The organism is Amycolatopsis sp. NPDC059235 (assembly GCF_042754125.1).
In the GTDB taxonomy this organism is placed as follows: domain Bacteria; phylum Actinomycetota; class Actinomycetes; order Mycobacteriales; family Pseudonocardiaceae; genus Amycolatopsis; species Amycolatopsis albidoflava.
In genome coordinates, this window is record NZ_JBHZAG010000037.1 from 64,687 (window position 1) to 81,109 (window position 16,423).

17 protein-coding genes are annotated in these 16,423 nt (G+C 68.8%); 12 read left to right on the top strand and 5 right to left on the bottom strand.

Translation table 11 applies throughout. The features are described 5' to 3' along the window. Positions 1-41: 41 nt before the first annotated feature. Entirely contained in the window at positions 42-1,979 is a 1,938-nt protein-coding gene (locus ACFXI3_RS23900) for a hypothetical protein (RefSeq protein ID WP_378402229.1), read from the top strand. Here the strand turns inward: ACFXI3_RS23900 and ACFXI3_RS23905 are convergent. After that, the gene (locus ACFXI3_RS23905) at positions 1,971-3,116 is read right to left on the bottom strand and encodes a hypothetical protein (protein ID WP_378402231.1); all 1,146 of its coding nucleotides are present in this window, start codon (positions 3,114-3,116) and stop codon (positions 1,971-1,973) included. The genes ACFXI3_RS23900 and ACFXI3_RS23905 overlap by 9 nt on opposite strands. A gap of 628 nt (positions 3,117-3,744) precedes the next feature. Beyond that, entirely contained in the window at positions 3,745-4,743 is a 999-nt protein-coding gene (locus tag ACFXI3_RS23910) for a hypothetical protein (protein WP_378402233.1), read from the bottom strand. Between the two features lie 367 nt (positions 4,744-5,110). On the opposite strand from ACFXI3_RS23910, the gene ACFXI3_RS23915 reads away from it, so the two are divergent. Continuing rightward, the gene (locus ACFXI3_RS23915) at positions 5,111-5,893 is read left to right on the top strand and encodes a hypothetical protein (RefSeq protein ID WP_378402235.1); all 783 of its coding nucleotides are present in this window, start codon (positions 5,111-5,113) and stop codon (positions 5,891-5,893) included. A gap of 599 nt (positions 5,894-6,492) precedes the next feature. On the opposite strand, the gene ACFXI3_RS23920 is transcribed toward ACFXI3_RS23915, so the two are convergent. Both ACFXI3_RS23920 and ACFXI3_RS23925 read right to left on the bottom strand, forming a co-directional pair. Next, on the bottom strand, positions 6,493-6,972 hold the full coding sequence (locus ACFXI3_RS23920; protein ID WP_378402237.1) for a sigma factor-like helix-turn-helix DNA-binding protein: 480 nt from the start codon (positions 6,970-6,972) through the stop codon (positions 6,493-6,495). Positions 6,973-7,050: 78 nt separating this feature from the next. Continuing rightward, positions 7,051-7,737, bottom strand: a complete 687-nt coding sequence (locus tag ACFXI3_RS23925; protein WP_378402239.1) for an anti-sigma factor domain-containing protein — start codon at positions 7,735-7,737, stop codon at positions 7,051-7,053. Positions 7,738-7,882: 145 nt separating this feature from the next. Here ACFXI3_RS23925 and ACFXI3_RS23930 point away from each other — a divergent pair, with 145 nt between their 5' ends. The 10 genes from ACFXI3_RS23930 to ACFXI3_RS23975 all read left to right on the top strand — a co-directional run bounded on the left by ACFXI3_RS23930 (position 7,883) and on the right by ACFXI3_RS23975 (position 15,565). Beyond that, positions 7,883-9,445, top strand: a complete 1,563-nt coding sequence (locus ACFXI3_RS23930) for a molybdopterin-dependent oxidoreductase (RefSeq protein ID WP_378402241.1) — start codon at positions 7,883-7,885, stop codon at positions 9,443-9,445. Between the two features lie 112 nt (positions 9,446-9,557). Continuing rightward, positions 9,558-10,241 (top strand): fasciclin domain-containing protein, encoded by a 684-nt coding sequence (locus tag ACFXI3_RS23935; protein ID WP_378402243.1) that lies wholly within the window; start codon positions 9,558-9,560, stop codon positions 10,239-10,241. A 188-nt stretch (positions 10,242-10,429) separates the two neighbouring features. Next, positions 10,430-10,843 (top strand): STAS domain-containing protein, encoded by a 414-nt coding sequence (locus ACFXI3_RS23940; RefSeq protein WP_378402245.1) that lies wholly within the window; start codon positions 10,430-10,432, stop codon positions 10,841-10,843. A gap of 744 nt (positions 10,844-11,587) precedes the next feature. After that, entirely contained in the window at positions 11,588-12,265 is a 678-nt protein-coding gene (locus ACFXI3_RS23945) for a fasciclin domain-containing protein (protein WP_378402246.1), read from the top strand. A 792-nt stretch (positions 12,266-13,057) separates the two neighbouring features. Beyond that, positions 13,058-13,519, top strand: coding sequence for an Asp23/Gls24 family envelope stress response protein (locus ACFXI3_RS23950; protein ID WP_378402248.1), 462 nt, complete (start codon positions 13,058-13,060; stop codon positions 13,517-13,519). 99 nt (positions 13,520-13,618) lie between these two features. After that, entirely contained in the window at positions 13,619-13,936 is a 318-nt protein-coding gene (locus ACFXI3_RS23955) for a hypothetical protein (RefSeq protein WP_378402250.1), read from the top strand. Continuing rightward, positions 13,933-14,109 carry a hypothetical protein gene (locus tag ACFXI3_RS23960; protein WP_037370607.1) on the top strand — a complete coding sequence of 59 codons (177 nt, stop codon included), beginning with the start codon at positions 13,933-13,935 and terminating at the stop codon, positions 14,107-14,109. Before ACFXI3_RS23955 ends, ACFXI3_RS23960 begins: the two co-directional genes overlap by 4 nt. Before the next feature lie 3 nt (positions 14,110-14,112). After that, entirely contained in the window at positions 14,113-14,481 is a 369-nt protein-coding gene (locus ACFXI3_RS23965) for an Asp23/Gls24 family envelope stress response protein (protein ID WP_378402252.1), read from the top strand. Beyond that, positions 14,478-15,005, top strand: a complete 528-nt coding sequence (locus ACFXI3_RS23970; RefSeq protein WP_378402254.1) for a DUF6286 domain-containing protein — start codon at positions 14,478-14,480, stop codon at positions 15,003-15,005. Before ACFXI3_RS23965 ends, ACFXI3_RS23970 begins: the two co-directional genes overlap by 4 nt. Next, a complete protein-coding gene (locus tag ACFXI3_RS23975; RefSeq protein WP_378402256.1) occupies positions 15,002-15,565 on the top strand; it encodes an alkaline shock response membrane anchor protein AmaP in 564 nt (187 codons plus the stop codon). Before ACFXI3_RS23970 ends, ACFXI3_RS23975 begins: the two co-directional genes overlap by 4 nt. A 117-nt stretch (positions 15,566-15,682) precedes the next feature. Here ACFXI3_RS23975 and ACFXI3_RS23980 read toward each other — a convergent pair. Continuing rightward, a partial coding sequence (locus ACFXI3_RS23980; RefSeq protein WP_378402258.1) for a ferritin-like domain-containing protein occupies positions 15,683-16,423 on the bottom strand: 741 nt, incomplete at its 5' end.

The window sequence follows — 16,423 nt, forward strand, 5'->3', positions numbered from 1 at the left end:
CGATAAGGTCGAGGGCACTGTCGCCAGGGGAGGGACAAAGCGTGGCCGTTCAGTCAGCCGCACCGTGGTCGTTGCCGCCGCGCCCGTTGCCTTTTGTCAACAGGGACAGCGAAATCGCCCGCATCCAGGACATCCGGGCCGGTAAGGCCGGCGAGGGCGTCCTGCTCCAGCTCGCCGGCGCCCGGGGCATGGGGAAGACGCTGCTGGCTGTCCATGCCGCCTACGAGCTGCGGGAGCACTATCCCGACGGAGGCGTGTTCCTCGACGCGCGCGGCTCCGACCCGCAGGGCATGGTGCCCGCCGCCGACCTTGCCCGGCAGCTGCTCGTCCAGCTGGGCGTCCCGTACGCGGAGATCCCCGGCGCACCTGCCGACCGGCTCGCCGTCGCGCGGGGAACCGCGGCGGGCAAGCGGCTGCTGATCGTGCTCGACGACCTGAAGGCCGCCGAGCAGCTCGACGGGCTTCTCGGCGACGTATCGCAAGCGGCCGTGCTCGTGACGAGCCGAGGGAAGCTGGACGCGCTTCGTTTCCGCGGGTTCAGCCGGGTAGCCCTGGATCCGTTCGACCGCCAAGCGACCGCGAAACTGGTGAATGCGTTCGCCGGCGACCCGCACGCCGTCGCGGAGAGCGTGATCGACGCGTTGTGGCGAAAATGCGCCGGCCTTCCGCTCGCACTGGCAGTAGGCGCGAGCCGGGTCGTAGGGGGCGACGACGACCCGCAAGCGTTCGTGGACGACCTGGCTCTCGCCGATCTCGAACAGGGCGGGGAGCTGTCCGTCCGAGGCGTTTTCGACGCCATCTACCAGGATCTCGACGAAGACCGGCAGCGGGACTACCGGGTGCTGAGCCTCGTCCCCGGCACGGATTTCGGGGTGCCGGTCGCAGCGGAGGTGCTCCGGTGCTCGCCTAAGGACGCCCGAAACAGGCTGGCCGGACTGAGCCAGGCATGCCTGCTCGAAAACCGGCGGGCCGGGCGATACGGGTTCCATCAGCTGATCCGGGAACACGCGCAGGAACTTGCGCACAAGGAAGCCTCGGACGACAGCCAGGAAGCCCGGGAGCGTTCCGTGTTCTGGCTCGCGGCCAGGGCGATGGCGCTCGACAGCGCTTACGCCGCCCGTAAGACGCCGGAACCGGTCCGGATGCTTTCCTTTGCCGCAGAGCCCTATTCCGGCAGCGCGGAGGAAGCAGCTCAGGAGTTCGACCTCGAGTGGGACAACGTGGTCGCGGCCGCCCGCATGTGCGCTGACCTCGGCCGGGCCGACTTGGCGGCCGCGGTGCCGACGGCGCTCTACTCTTTCGGCTATCAGACCGGTCGTGCGGCGGAACTGGTCGATCTCTACACGCGTGCGCTCGACTTCGACAACACGCCCGCGGTGCGGTGGCAGCTTCATCGCGACCTGGCCGGACTGTACGAGGACCTCTGCGAGGGAGAGGAATCGCTGTCACACGCCCGCGCGGCTGCTGAATCCGGGCACGCACCTGGCACCGCCAGCGCATTGGAATGGCTCGGACTCGCCTGCGAACGTCTTGGCCGGGCGGAAGAAGCTCGCGGCTACTTCCGGCAGGCACTGGCCGCTGTTCCGCTCATGGGCGACTCGCACGACGAGTTGCGGGCCAGGGCGCTGCTGTCGATGCACGAGGGAAGGGTGGCGTTCAAGCAGGGACAACTCGACGAGGCCCGGCCGGCGGCGACGGCAGCGCGGGACTATTTCGTCGCGCACGAGAAAGACCTGCCCAACGTCGCCAGGTGCGAGAAGCTGCTCGGAGACATCGCTGCTCAGGCTGCGGACCTGCGAGCTGCCGAAGCGCACTGGTCTCGCGCGGCGGGTCTGTTCGAGCGGTCGTTGATGGTCAAGCTCGCCGCCGGTGCGGTCGAAGCGCTGGCCCAGCTGGCGGCATCGGAAGGCCGTGCGGCGGAAGCCGCGGAATTCCGGGAGCAGGCCGCCCGGCTACGAGGAGAGCCGAGCTCAGCCTGAGTGTTCGATCTCCACCCGGTGAGTCCGGCCGTCGAGGGTCAGCTCGACGACCCGGGCCAGTGCGTCCGCTCCTGCATTCGCCCATGTGTAGGGGATCGATGCCAGCACCTCGCCCGCGACTCCGGGCGCACGAAGCGTCAGTGCGGGTCCCGAGCGGAGCCGCACGTCGGCCTTGCCTTCGGAGGACAGCGAGCTGACGGCGCAGCTCGGATACCGGGCGAATAGCGCGGCGTGCCACTGCTCGCTGTCGGTGCCTTCGTCGCCCGGGCGCGCGTTCAGCACAGCCGCGCTCGTTCGCAGGGACCGGATCGGATAGTCCACCGAGCAGTTCACATGGACCTCTGCGGCACCGCCGAACTCCGTGCGCTGCACTTCTGCGGCACGGCGGGCCAGCTGGACCGTGCGGGCCTCGACGTCGGCTTCGCCGGACACGAAGTGCGCCCCGGCCGCCGGGCCGCGAGTTGCGAGATTCTTGGCCGCCACGGCTGTCACGGAGACCTCGGTCCTCGGTTCGGACAGCTTCATCAGCGAGTAGAACTGTCGGCGCAGTACTGAAAGAGACTCGCCGGGCATTGCGGACGCCAACTGGGCGATGGGCTGGAACCGGTCGGAAAGGCGGCTGGCGAGCGCGGCTTCGATAGTGCCCTCGTACGGCCCGGCAAGCGGCAGCCGAGGAGCCAGTTCGCGGAGGGCCGAGATAGGCGTTCCCGGCGGGACATCGTCGAAAGCACCAAGGATGGCGGGTCTGCCCAGCGCCGCCGCGTATCCGGTCACCGAGCCGTGGTCGCCGATCACCACGTCGCTCGCGACCAGGCCGGCGCGCCAGCCGTCTATCTCGTCGAGGATGAGCATCCCGGACCGGAGGCAGTCGGCGTACCACTGGCGGACCGCGGCGAATCCGTGGCCGTGGCTGATGTTCGGGTGCAGCACGAGAGCGACGGCGTACGAATCGGGAGACAACTCGGACAGGAGCTCGCGCGGGAGATCCGGCCGCTTGCCGAGCAGCGAGGTCCGGGACCAGGTGGAGGTGATGACGACCAGCCGGCGTCCTCCGATGCCGAGTTCGGCTCGGTACCGGTCGCGCAGCGGCAGGCTCTCGACAATGCGGTCCAGGCACGGATCGCCTGCGACGAGCATGGCGCTCAGCGCGGCCGGAGCGAGCGTTTCGACCGTGCGAAGCTGGTCAGGGTGAGAGAGGACGAACGTATCGGCGACCGGGCGGCCTTTGGCGAGCAGCCATTCCGGGGAAAGACCGAACGGTCCCCGGTCCCCGGTCCCCGGTCCCCGGTCCCCGGTCCCCGGTCCCCGGTCCCCGGTCCCCGGTCGGAGGATACTTAGTATATCCAATCCCGTGAGACAGGATCACGCGACGCACCGCGGCAGCGGGTAATTTCCCGTGGTGACTGGCGCTGATCGCGAGATCGAACCGCGTTTTCCTGGCTTGTTTCCGCGAAACGATGATGATTCCCGCGCGTTCGAACGCGGCCGCCAGTCCGTGCCGGAAGGGATCGGCTTCGAGGTCGGTGGCCACCAGCTGGACGCGAGCGTCGTTCTCGAATGCCGGGACGATGTCCAGCAACCGGGTGAAGGTCGTGACGTTGTGCCCGGCGAGCAGCACCGTGCGTTCCGGCGGCATGGTGGTCCAGCGCCATGCCTCGTCTCCGATCGGTACCGAGACGCGTCGTCGGCCAGTCACTCAGTTCGTCCAGGGCGTGAGTCGTCAGGTTGTCGGCGTGATGGTATCCGACGGCGTGAGCTCTCTGGATCATCGCCGAAGGAGGTGCCACCGGCCGACGGAGAGGATCGTTCGCGCCGGTGGCTGCTCCGTTGCCTTCGGTCGTGGTTTCGACCCAGCCTTAAGCTCGCAGATCAGCGCAGCGCACGCGTCGATTTTGTGCTTTTCCCGAGCCCGGGTCCGGTTTGCCAGCACGAGTTCTTCGGTTGCGGCTCGGTGCATCAGCAAGCCCAGGAGCACGTGCCAGCCGCAGAGCACGACGGCGACTGCGATGACCGCTACCGGGGATGCTCCGTCGGCCGCGATCGCGCGCAGGCCGACAAGAGCGGCAGAGGCCAGAACGCCGAGCGAGAGCGGGCAGACGAGGGCCAGTTTCCGGCGGGCCCAGATCCAGCGCCACACTGCTCGCGGCGAGAGATCGGCCCGAACGAGCTTCGCCCACTCCTCCGGCGGACGGTTGCCCGAGGGAGGCCACTCGCGCGCCGCAGCGGAAGAAGCGATGCCCAGAGTTTCGAGGGTATCGGCTTTTTTCAGGAAAAGAACGGAGGTCTCTGAACGCAGTTTCTCGAGTATCTGTTCGTACTCGTCGATCGTGTGGTCGGGCACGGGGCCTTCGCGTAAGGATTGGCGCAAAGCCGCTTCGAGGACGAACGGGTTGGTGATCCATGCCCGTCGTGGCCGTGACGCCCAATGCCCGACGACCAGCCCGCTGGCCTGGACCGCTAGGACGGCCATGCCGATCATGAAGATCGGCACCACGGATTGGGTGAACTGCAGATGGTTGTTGGCCGCGTACATCGATGCACCAAGCCCGGCCGCCGCGCCGGCAACGGTGTTGACGATGCCCATCATCGAGAGCTGAGCCATTAGGCTGTGCCGGTCCCGGACCGTTTCCGCGTCGTCGCCGGTGATCCACCGCAACCGCCGGTTGCCTCTTCGGGAATCGAAACCGACGGCGAATATCGCCAGGACGCTCCACAGTTCGGCCAGGACGAGTGTGGCCGCGACAATGACGCGCGCGAGGATCATGACGGGAAAATAGCAACGTGCGAGTGGCTGCGTCTCCGGATTCGAAGAGATAACTCTGGCCGGCCGTCGATGCGACGGGTGAATTCGGGTGTCGCCCCGAGCCCGGATGATTCCTCTCTGGTTGACTGTGGTGATCGCGTGCGTCAGTCCGTTTGGGGTCAGCTGATTTCGTTGCGTTGCGCACGTCTGCAGGCGCAGGTGGAGGGAGACGCACGTCAGAACTAGCGTGATCTCCAGGACCGGCGGGCGGTCTATGCGAAGTTCATGCGTGCCGCCTGTGGGCGGGTTTCCTCTGTGAGGCTTCTCCCCGGTTCGCGCTGGCGGGCCCCGTCAGCTGCCACGACCGCGAATCTGCCGTCGACTGTCATTGAAGGTCGCTGCTGGTGGCTGCGATCTCTTCCTGACGGCTGACCGGCAAGGCGAGGCCGACGAACTCCCGCCGGAGGCCGCGGATCTCGCCGCGGCGCTCGCTGTCGAATGGGCCGAACAAGTCGCCGAACACGGAAACCGCGACGCAGACCGGGCACGGGTGCGGTACGCGTTGGACGCGGCGCGCGGCAACCTCGTCGACGAGCAAGGGCTGGGTGCCGGACTGCGACCCGTTCTCAACGCGCTCAGCCCCATCCGGTCGATGGCCGCGCTGGGGGAGGCTGTCGCGGGAAAGCTCCTGCGCGCCGCGATCGTCCAGGTCAGCCGCTACCTCACTGACGACGACCTTCGTGCCGAGGTTCAGGCACGCGTCGCCGCGCTGATCGGACCGGACACGAAAGTCTTGGTGGGGCACTCGCTCGGGTCGGTCGTCGCGTTCGAAGCCGCGCATCGCCTCGGCCGCCCGTTGCCGTTGCTGGTCACGCTCGGATCGCCGCTCGGACTGCGCAATATCGTCTACGAACGCGTCCGTCCGCAACCGCCGGTCGTGCCGCCGCTCGTGCGGCGATGGGTCAACGTCGCAGACCGCGACGACCTCGTAGCCGTCGACCTCGACCTTCAGCGGCGATTCCCCGGGATCGGCGGAGTCCTCGAAACCACCTACACCGTCGACAACGGCGCCCACCCGCACAACGCCAACTTCTACCTAGCCAAACGCGAGGTCGGCGTCCCGATAGCCCAAGCGCTGAGCGTGTCCGCCGGCCTGGGTGCCGACCGTTAGACCGCTGGACGTGGTGGGCGAGCGTCAAAGGAATCCGCACGAGGTTCTTCGCGTATCCCCGGCAGCAGGCAGCCAAGAGGCCGCACCGGGTCAAGTCCGGTTCGGCCGCCTGCACCGGCCGCGCGTTGCGTCCGGACAGCGGAACCGAACTACGACTCCGCGCTTCGGTCGCGCCACCGCAGGCGTCAACCTCCGTTGGAGCGGATGCCGTGCGATACGCAGTGCACGGTCACGGTTTCGGTGGATGCCACTCGTTTTGCGGCCGGTCTTTGCCAGTCAGCGGTGTCGGTGCGCTGGTGACGACCGGACGAAGCGTGCAGCGTCCATTCCCGAATCGTGGCTCGGCGGTGAGCGAATCAGCCATGCGGGAAGCCAGAATATGGGTGCTGGGGCGATCCCCGATCGCGAGCAGCCCCGCCTGGCGGCCAGGGCACGGAACCTGTCCTGGCTGCTTTGCCGTGGCCGGGACCGGACCCCGTTCCGGCCACACCGAAGAATGGATCCTCGCTCCTCGCCGGTCGGTATCGGCCGGGATGCCTGGCCGAGTCATGGTGCGTTCTGTCCGCCGCAGTCCCTTCCAGCGAGCGGGCCGGAAGGACTCACTCCGGGGAGTGAGAGCCGACGGTCCGCAACCCGGTCCGAAGCAGCCGGGCGACCTGCATCGGCGTCCAGCCGGTCGTGCGAGCGACGTCGGCGACGCTCCGGTGCTCCACCGCCGTCGCCCAGAGAGCGAAGCGCTGCCGGGGCGGCAGGAGGGCTAGTTCGTCGAGCAGGACCGCGTCCCGGACCGCGGACTCCAGCATCGCCGTCCGGCCGCGGGAGGGGAATTCAGCGTGCAGAGAGGCCAGAATCCGGTCTCGCGCCGGGCGTCCGTGATCCGGTCCCGCGGTGTCGGAGACCGCGAGCTCGGCGGTGACCCGCCGCCACACCCGTTTCCGCACGCGCGACGACGAGCCCAGGTTGCAGGCAACCCGGTAACCCAGCGAAATCATCCGTTCCCCGAACGAAGGATCCCCGCTGAGCCAAGGGGGCAACGCGCGCAGGTGTGCGTCGTGCGGGGTGTGCGTTCCGGCCGTCATCGTGGTTCCTCCACCCGCCTGCTCCGGCTCCGGCATGAGGCTACCCGGGCGTCGGCGGTGCAAACCGTCGCGCAGGCCTCAAGTGAGATCGAGCCGGGCGACGCTCGCGGTGGTCGGGCGGGAAGACCCGCTGGCCGGTTCGACCGTGACCCCGACCCGGTCGGCATCCGGTGGCAGCGTGCCGACGAGCGAGGCCGGTCCGGAACCGGGGCGGAGCAGCCCGGCCGAATGCACTCCGCCGGGCCCGATCAGCCAGACCTGGTAGGCGTGCCGGGCGTCGAGCGCAGACATGCCGTCGAGCGCCAAGGAGAGCTTCGCCATCGACCGGGAAACGACGGCGGTGACCGTGCCCCCGGCACTGCGGTTCGTGAGGGTGATCGCGTCCGGGGCGCGGCGGACGTCGGCCGATCCGACGGCGACCGGTACGGCAGGGGCTGTGCGTTCGCTCAGGGTGATACCGGCGACGGCGGCTGCCGCCGCGGCAAGGGCGACCGCGAGCCGAATCCGCCGCGACCGCGGCGCCGATTCGAGCGATAGTGCTTGCCGGGTGGCGGAGGCCTCGGCCAGCACGGCGGCCCGCATCCCCGGGCCCGGCTCAACGGCCGCCGCGATGCCCATCCGGGTGGCGACTTCTCGCAGCTCGCGCACTTCCTGAGCGCAGGTCTCGCACACCAGCAGGTGCTGTTCGAAGAGCGCCCGCTCGTCCCCGGTCACCGCGTCGAGTGCGTATGCGCCGGTCAGCATGTGCGCGTCGGCGGTAGCCATGCCGTCCCTTCCTGCGCTGCTCGTCGAAAGTCCACTATGGACAGCATTGATCAGCTGCGCGTCAGGAGGCATTCGTCGCGGAGGCTCCGGCGGTTTGGTCCGGGTTCGCACCAAACCGGGGGGCCTTCGGCGCCGAAGGCCCGGTATGACCACTGTGGAAGTTCCCGAAGCCGGCGCGGCGAGACTGCGGCTGCCGTCCGCGGCGTTGTGCGGCGTGCTCGCCCTGCTCGCCGCGCTGGCCGCGGGACATCTGGTCGCTTCGTTCATCAGCATCAACGCGTCTCCGTACCTCGCGGTCGGCAACGGCGCGATCGACCTCACCCCGGTGCAGCTCAAGGACTTCGCGGTGCGGACGTTCGGCACGCACGACAAGCTGGTGCTGCTCAGCGGGATGGCGGTGGTGATGGTGGCGGTCGCCGCCGTCGCCGGAATGCTCTCGGCCCGCTCGCCCGTGATCGGGGCGGCGATCATCGCGTTGTTCGGCCTGGTGGGCGGGTTCGCTGTCTACGAACGGCCGGATCTTTCCGCGGTCGCGCTGCTGGCGCCGCTCGCCAGCCTGGTGACCGGGGTGGCGGTTTTCCTTCTGCTGCACCGAATCGCTCCGAGAAAAGACATCGTGGCGGGCAGCGGTTCTTCGGGCGCGTCCCGCCGTTCCTTCCTGCTCGGCGGTGCCGGGGTCGTCGTCGGAGTCGGCGCGTTCGGCGGGGCCGGGCAGCTGATCAGCGGAACCCGCGACGCGACCGCATCCCGCGAGGCGGTGGGGAAACTCGTGCCCGCCACTATCGCGCCCGCGATCCCGGCCGACGCGGACTTCGCGAAACTGGGCACTCCGGCATTTCTGACGCCGAATCCGGATTTCTACCGGGTGGACACGGCGTTGTCCGTGCCGCAGGTTCGCACGGAAGACTGGAGCCTGCGCATCCACGGCATGGTCGACAAGGAGCGGACCTACAGCTACAGCGACATCCGGAACCGGCCGCTCGTCGAGCGCACGATCACCATGACCTGCGTATCCAATGAGGTCGGCGGCGACTACGTGTCCACGTCGAACTTCGTCGGCGTCGACCTGGCCGACTTGCTCGGCGAAGCCGGGGTGCGGCCGGGCGCGGAGCAGCTGTTCTGCACCAGCGTGGACGGATGGACCTCCGGCACGCCGGTCGAGGCCGCGCTCGACCGGAGCCGAGGGGCGATGCTGGCGATCGGGATGAACCGCGAACCGTTGCCGCTGGAACACGGTTTTCCCGCGCGGCTCGTGACACCCGGGCTCTACGGCTACGTGTCGGCCACGAAATGGGTCGTGGACATCGAAGTGACCACGTGGCGGGCGCGGCAGGCGTATTGGCTCAAACGCGGGTGGAGCGAGCAGGCTCCGATCAAAACCGAGTCGCGGATCGATACTCCGAAGGGATTCGCCACGGTTCCGGCCGGTGCGGTGCGGCTGGCCGGGATCGCGTGGTCGCAGCACAACGGCATCGAAAAGGTGGAGATCCGGGTCGACAACGGGGACTGGCAACCGGTCACGCTTTCGGCCGAGGTCAATCTGAACACCTGGCGGATGTGGTGGACCCAGATCGCCGTGAAACCCGGCACCCACCAGGTATTCGTCCGTGCCACCGACAAGACCGGCTACACCCAGACCGACCAGCGCGCCGGGACCGTGCCGAACGGAGCGACCGGCTGGCACTCCACCACGTTCATCGCGAGCTGAGAATTTTCTTCCCGCGGGACCCATCCGGGCCGCGCGCGGCGCCGAATCCCTCGTACAACCGCCCCGTTCGACCGGCCGGCGCGGATCAGTCCATTGTGAACGGAGAACACTCGTGAAAACCCTTCGCACCGCCGGAATCGGTCTCACCGCCGTCGCCGCGCTCGCGCTGACCGCGTGCAGCAGCAACGACCAGGCCTCCTCCGGCAGCGGCAGTTCCAGCAGTGCGCCGGCGCCGATGTCGAGTTCGATGTCCGCGCCGATGTCCAGCAGCGCTTCCTCGGGCGACGGCATGACCACCAACGCAGACGTCTTCGGACCGGCCTGTTCCAAGCTGCCCCAGGGCAATGCGCCCGGTTCGCTGGATTCGATGGGTCCGCAGCCGGTGGCCAGCGCGGCCTCGACCAACCCGCTGCTGACGAAACTGGTCGCCGCGGTGAAGGCGACGAACCTGGTCGACACCTTGAACAGCCAGCAGGCGATCACGGTGTTCGCGCCCGCAGACTCCGCGTTCGCCGCGCTGGGTGACGCGAAGTTCAATGAGCTGGCGAAGAACCCGACCCAGCTGGCGCCGATTCTGCAGTACCACGTGCTGGGCAAGCGTTACGACGCGAAGGGTCTCGCTTCCGCGGGCGACGTGACCTCCCTGAACACGGCGGGCGGGCCGATCAAGATCGAAGGCTCCGGCGACAACATGACGGTCAACGGGGCGAAGATCCTGTGCGGCAACATCCCGACCAAGAACGCGACCGTCTTCGTGATCGACAAGGTGCTTACCCCCGGCACCAACAAGAGCTGACCGTTCTGTCTTGACCACGAGCCCGGCGTGCCTGCCTTCACGGCCACGCCGGGCTCGTCTCACCGGTGGCGGGGAGTACCTCACTTGCCGGGATCTGCACCGCGAGGAAGCGGCAGTTGCGCGAAGGGGCATGATGGAGACCGGTTGAGCCGACATCCGGACTTGTACCGTCGTACGCAGGAGCAGTGATGGCCGAGCAGCAGGAGGACGGGGCACGTCGGCCAGGCGATGCACCGGATCCGGCGGGCGAACCGCTGATGGCGCCGTTCAGGGTGATTCGCGGCGACCGGGACGGCGCGGCGGTACTGAGAGTCGAGGGCGATGTCGACCTGACCACCGTGCCCGGGCTCACCGCGGCGATCGCGGAGGTGGTCGTGGTGCGGCCGTGGGTTTTCGTGCTCGACCTGACGAGGGTGACATTTCTGGCGTCGGTCGGGCTGAGCGCGCTGGTGATCGCGCAGCGCGACACAGCGGACCAGACCGAACTGCGGGTCGTCGCCACGGGCAGGGGTGCCTTGCGGCCGATTCAGCTCACCGGCCTGGACGGAGTGCTCCGCCTGTACTCGACCCTGGGCGCTGCGCTCGAGGGCAGCCTGGGCTAGCTGCTTCGGGAGGCGGCGAGGGTGGCGCTCTCCGGAAGGCTCAGCCCGTTCGTCGGACGGCAGCCCGCTTTGACCAGCAGCCTGATCCGCGTCACGAGTGCCGAACATCCGCACCGCGAAATCCCTTGAGCCCCACCGGGGTCAGGTCGATCGCACCGTTTCCCACCGCGAGGCAAGGGGCGCTGAGCTAGATCAGCCAGCGGCAGAATGCCCGGGGGCACGCGCCGCGGCGCGAGCGAGGACACTCGAAAGCGCGCCTGCCCGCCAGGCCACACGGATCGGGCGGTCCGAGGTTTCCGGATCAGAGGATTTTCCGGCTGGCGTATGTGTTCAGGACAATGGACCTCCGTTCTCTCCTGTTTCGGCCGGCAACGCGGCGTTGCCGTGCTGCCGGAGAGCGTTCCGGCCAGGCCAGTCCTGCGGATCGGCCGGTGGTTTCCGCGTTCGTGCCCGTGATGGGATTTTCGCGACATTTGGATGCGTCGTCGGCTGTGTCCGCGTCGCTTGTCTGTGGCGAGCCCGTCTGTTTGTCGTCCCCTCGGCCAATCGCCGGCCCGGGCCGGCGATTGGCCGTCGCTCGAGATTCCGTGGCCGGAGCGGTCCCCGTGCGGGCCGGGCGACCAAGTCGTTCACCTGATCGGGTTTTCCGTTCCGGCGACCCATCCGCTCCGCCGTCCGCGCCGAATGACCGGCATCAGGCAGTTCGACGGACTGCTATCGCCGCTCGACTAGGAGTGAATCATCGTGAACAAGTTCCGCGTTGCGGGTGTCGGCCTTACCGCGGCAGCCGCGCTTACCTTGACCGCGTGCAGTGGCAACGGCACCTCGTCCGGCAGTGGCAGTTCCAGCAGTGCGCCGGCGCCGATGTCGAGTTCGATGTCCGCGCCGATGTCCAGCAGCGCTTCCTCTGGTGACGGCATGACCACCAACGCCGATGTGTTCGGCCCGGCGTGTTCGAAGCTGCCGCAGGGCAGTGCTCCTGGTTCGCTGGATTCGATGGGTCCGCAGCCGGTGGCGAGTGCTGCGTCGACGAACCCGCTGCTGACCAAGCTGGTCGCCGCGGTGAAGGCGACGAACCTGGTCGACACCTTGAACAGCCAGCAGGCGATCACGGTGTTCGCGCCCGCAGACTCCGCGTTCGCCGCGCTGGGTGACGCGAAGTTCAATGAGCTGGCGAAGAACCCGACCCAGCTGGCGCCGATTCTGCAGTACCACGTGCTGGGCAAGCGTTACGACGCGAAGGGTCTCGCTTCCGCGGGCGACGTGACCTCCCTGAACACGGCGGGCGGGCCGATCAAGATCGAAGGCTCCGGCGACAACATGACGGTCAACGGCGCGAAGATCCTGTGCGGCAACATCCCGACCAAGAACGCGACCGTCTTCGTGATCGACAAGGTCCTTACCCCCGGCACCAACAAATAGCACCCGGCTCCGGGCTTCCACCCTGCCTTGCGGGAAGTCCGGAACAACGGCCGCCGCGGCTCCGCCGATCATCCGGAACCGCGGCGGCCGTGCCTCGCGGTACGAACGCGAAACCCGTTCTGCCACCAAAGACTGACGGCGAGGCGCGTGACATTCGCCGTCGGGGGACGCGACAGCGGCAGCGTCCCGCTGGCCGGTGCCACAGCTTGCTCACTCCAGGCTCGTGGTGCCGGCCGGCCCGCGCCGGTACGCGAAATCAGAGCCGTGAAGCCGCCGTTGCTGTCAGGTCCCCCGATCTGGTGTGCGGAACCAGCGCCGGAATGTCTTGGCGTGCTGAAGGCGCGAGTGACGGTGTGCTCGGCACCGACGCAACGGCGGGCGGTCTCTGCCGCGCTCGGTCAGTCGGCAGTGGGCACGGTCGACGCGATCGCCCGCGATGCTGGGTTCGGTCGGACGCCGTCGTAAGTCCACAAAGGACTGAAGTGTGTTCGTTCTTGAGCGGAGGGAATCCGGGGCCTTGTTCCGCGATGATTGCGGCAGGGTCCGGCGCTCGCGAGCACGATGCACACGGGCAAGATATTCAGCGGCAAGCCAAGCCTGAGCAGCGGTGCGGAAAACGTTCACGTTTCGCGGACGGTACGAAAAACGCGCCAGGCAGGCCGACAGCGCGGATCCGAAATCGTCACTCACCCGGTTATGTGATCGTCGCCACTCGTTCGGGGAGTGAGTTTCGCGTGGCCGGCGGGTCGAACCGATGAACTGAAAGAACGGGAAACGACCGGAGGAGTTTCGATGGCTTCGACGACTGACGCGGCGGCCAAGTCCCAGGACGTGGAGCGGGTCAACGCGGGTCCGCTGACCAGTTCGCAGGGGACGACCACGGTCGCGGACGTGGTGGTGCAGAAGATCGCCGGGCTGGCGACGCGCGAGATCCCCGGGGTCTACGACCTTGGCGGCGGCGCGGCGCGGGCGTTTTCCGCGCTGCGGGAACGCATCCCGGGTGCGACGGCGTCGGCCGGGCAGGGTGTTTCGGTCGAGGTGGGGGAGAAGCAGGCCGCGGTGGACCTGCAGATCGTGGTGGAGTACGGAGTGTCGATCGCGGACGTCGCGCGCTCGATCCGGCGGAACGTGATCGGCGCGGTGGAGGGGATGACGGGGCTGGAGGTGGTGGAGGTGAACATCAACGTGGGCGACCTGCGTCTGCCGTCGGACGACGAGGAGGACGCGTCCGGCGACAGCGGCCGGGTGCAGTGAGCGCGGTCGAGGGCCGACCGGGTCGGTGCTTCGGTGCGGTTGCCGGTGATGTCGGGCGGTTCGGCTGGACCGAGTGCTCGGGGCGGACGGTTGGGCGCGATGAACCCGCTTGAGGAGGCAACCCGGATCGTCGCTGCCGTGCGCGAGCTGCCGGAGGTGGCGGAGCTGCACAGCGGCCAGTTCGGCCGGGTCGCGACGCTTGGTGCGGGCGGCCGGGTGAGTGGAGTGCGGGTGACCGAGGCGGACGTGACCGTCGGCGTGACGGTCTGGGCTCCGTTCTCGGCGGGTGAGGTGGCGGCCGCGGTACGTGCTGTCGTCGCGTCGCCCGGGCGGCCGGTGCACGTGCTGATCGCCGACGTCGAAGTGCCGGCTGCGGCGGGAACCGAGTCGGAGAACAGGAAGGAGACGGTGTCGTGAACGCAACGGGATTGGGCCTGATCACCGGTCTGGCGCTGGGCCTCGCTGCCGCGATCGGCGGCTTCGGCGCGTTCTTGCTGGTCCTGGTGCTGGGGGCGGTGGGGCTGTTGGTCGGGCGCCTGCTGGACGGCAAGCTCGATCTGTCGCAGCTCACCGGCCGCGATCGGGGGTGAGCCGTGGCTGTCGCAGCGGGGGAACGGGGCAGCCTGACGATCAGCGAGCACGCCGTCGAGCGGTTGGCCGCCCGTGCGGCGGGCGAGATCGAGCGGGTCGGCGGGGCCGCCGGGCGGACGCTCGGGATCAGCCTCGGCGGGGAAGCGCTGGACCGGTCGGCGAAAACGTCGGTCCGGATCGCGGGCGGGGAGGTGGAGCTGGACGTGCGGATCTCGCTGGAGTACCCGGCCCCGGTCGGCGCGACGACCGAACGGGTGCACGGCCATCTGCGCGGGCGGGTGGAGGAGTTGACCGGGATGCCGGTCCGGCGCGTCGGCATCACAGTGACGGCTTTGCACGCCGAGGCCGCTGAGCAGAGGAGGGTGGAGTGAAACGCCGAACCCGCCGGTCTCTTCCGGCGAGTTTGACCGCCGGTGTGCTGCTGGCCGGGTGCGTACTGGCAGCCGTGGCGGTGTTTCAGCGGCTGACCGGGAACCGGCCGTGGCTGGACTATCGCGCGGTCGCCACGGCCGTCCGCAACGCGCAGTGGACTGATCTCGTCCCAGCGCTTATTTCGGGTGCGGTAGCGCTCGTCGGGCTGGTGCTGCTGTGGGCCGCGCTCTTGCCGGGCAAACGCCGGATCCTCCCGTTGACGGGAGACCCGGATTCCGGTGCCGCCACCGTGGGCTACCGGTCCGCGTTGCGGGCGGCCGCGGCGGGCGTGGACGGTGTCGAGCGAGCCCGGCTCTCGACCGGCCTGCGCAAGGTCAAGGTGCGGGTGAAAACCGCGCGCACCCGGACGGACGGGCTGCCGGACGCGGTCCGTACTGCCGTCGAGTCGCGGCTCGACCGCATCGCACCGGCCCGACGGCCCGCGGTGTCGGTGCGGGTCCGTGCTGCCAGGGAGGTGTCATGAATCGCCCGGCCGCGCTCAACCGGTTCCTGCTCGCGGTGATCGGTCTCGTGCTGCTCGCCGCGGGCGGCTTCGGGCTGGCCACCCACTTCCGCGTGCTGCGGGTCGTCGATCCCGGGGCGCCGCTCGTGCCGGGCACCGGGGAGCCGCCCGCCTGGGTGTTCTATGCGATCGCCGCGGCGGCGGTCGTGGTGGGGCTGCTCGCTTTGCGCTGGCTGCTGGCTCAGCTCGCGCACCGGCCGCGCACGGGGGTGTGGCGGTTCGAGACTGATCCCGCCTTCGGACGCACCGAGTTGCGCGCGGACGACGCGGTGGCTCCCTTCGCCGAGGAGCTGCGCGGGTATCCCGGAGTGCGCAAGGCGAGCGCGTCCCTTGCCGGGACCAGGGAGACGCCGTCTCTGGCGTTGATCGTCACGTGCGAGCAGGACGTCGACCTCGGCGAAATCCGCAGGCGTGTCACCGAAGAGAGCCTGCCGCGGCTCGAGGAAGCGTTGGAGCTGAACGACATTCCGGTCGCGATCGAGTTCCGGTTCACCAGCCGCGCGACGTCCCGCGTCGGATAGACGCCCGCGAATGCCAGGTCGGGTGCCGTTTCCCCGTTCGCCTGGCCGTACCGCCCTCAAGCGTTGAACACGCGGGTGCCGGACCGCTGGCGGCGGCCCGGCACCGCGGCGACACGGTCAGTGCGCCGCGCTGGTGTTCACGGTTCCGTTGACGCCCTTGGGGAAGAAGCCGCCGGAGGTGGCGGCCTTGTTGGTCAGGTAGACGATGTTGAGGACCTGCCCGGGGCTGCGGCTGTAGGCGATGCCGTTGGCGTCGGCGGGCACGATGTTGGCGTTGCCGCGGTCGTCGATGACGCCTTGGTCGTCGTCGGTCGGACCGTCCAGGCTGTCGCGAGCGTCGGAGAGTTTGACCGTGGCTTCGCGCGAGTTCATGCCGAACAGGCCGCCCCCGCGTTCGTAGAGTGCGGTGCGGATGTTGCCGGCGTGGTAGGCCTCGACGGCGAGGATGCCGGCGGCGGCTTCGAGGTAGGTCTTGTTGCTGATCAACGGCGCCGCGCCTTTGTACGCGGTCACCCCGACGTCTTCGAACAGGAACGCGGCCAGCAGGAAATTCTCTTCGCAGGCGAACGCGTCGAAGGTGTGCCCCTTTTTCACGAGTCCCGCGGCTTGCGCGGCGGCGGTGAAACTGGATTGCAGGTCGATCTGCGGCCGGCTCACGGCCGCGGAGCCCAGCGCACCGCGCAGAAACGCGACGTGCGCTTTCTCGTCGCCGGCGATTTCGTGGGCGTACTGGCGGGCGGCTTTCGTTTCGAACCGCACTGCCCGGCCGCCGGTGACTCCGCCCTGGGCGCCGGTGCCGGTGGTCATCGAGTCCGGCAGCCCGCGGCCGGTGACCGCGTGCAGGTAGAACTCGGCTTC

Bases quoted from the DNA above. Each gene is read 5' to 3' on its own strand.
- ACFXI3_RS23905 (WP_378402231.1), bottom strand. From the start codon at position 3,116: ATGCTCGTCGCAGGCGATCCGTGCCTGGACCGCATTGTCGAGAGCCTG.
- ACFXI3_RS23910 (WP_378402233.1), bottom strand. From the start codon at position 4,743: ATGATCCTCGCGCGCGTCATTGTCGCGGCCACACTCGTCCTGGCCGAA.
- ACFXI3_RS23920 (WP_378402237.1), bottom strand. From the start codon at position 6,972: ATGACGGCCGGAACGCACACCCCGCACGACGCACACCTGCGCGCGTTG.
- ACFXI3_RS23925 (WP_378402239.1), bottom strand. From the start codon at position 7,737: ATGGCTACCGCCGACGCGCACATGCTGACCGGCGCATACGCACTCGAC.
- ACFXI3_RS23930 (WP_378402241.1), top strand. From the start codon at position 7,883: ATGACCACTGTGGAAGTTCCCGAAGCCGGCGCGGCGAGACTGCGGCTG.
- ACFXI3_RS23940 (WP_378402245.1), top strand. From the start codon at position 10,430: ATGGCCGAGCAGCAGGAGGACGGGGCACGTCGGCCAGGCGATGCACCG.
- ACFXI3_RS23950 (WP_378402248.1), top strand. From the start codon at position 13,058: ATGGCTTCGACGACTGACGCGGCGGCCAAGTCCCAGGACGTGGAGCGG.
- ACFXI3_RS23955 (WP_378402250.1), top strand. From the start codon at position 13,619: ATGAACCCGCTTGAGGAGGCAACCCGGATCGTCGCTGCCGTGCGCGAG.
- ACFXI3_RS23975 (WP_378402256.1), top strand. From the start codon at position 15,002: ATGAATCGCCCGGCCGCGCTCAACCGGTTCCTGCTCGCGGTGATCGGT.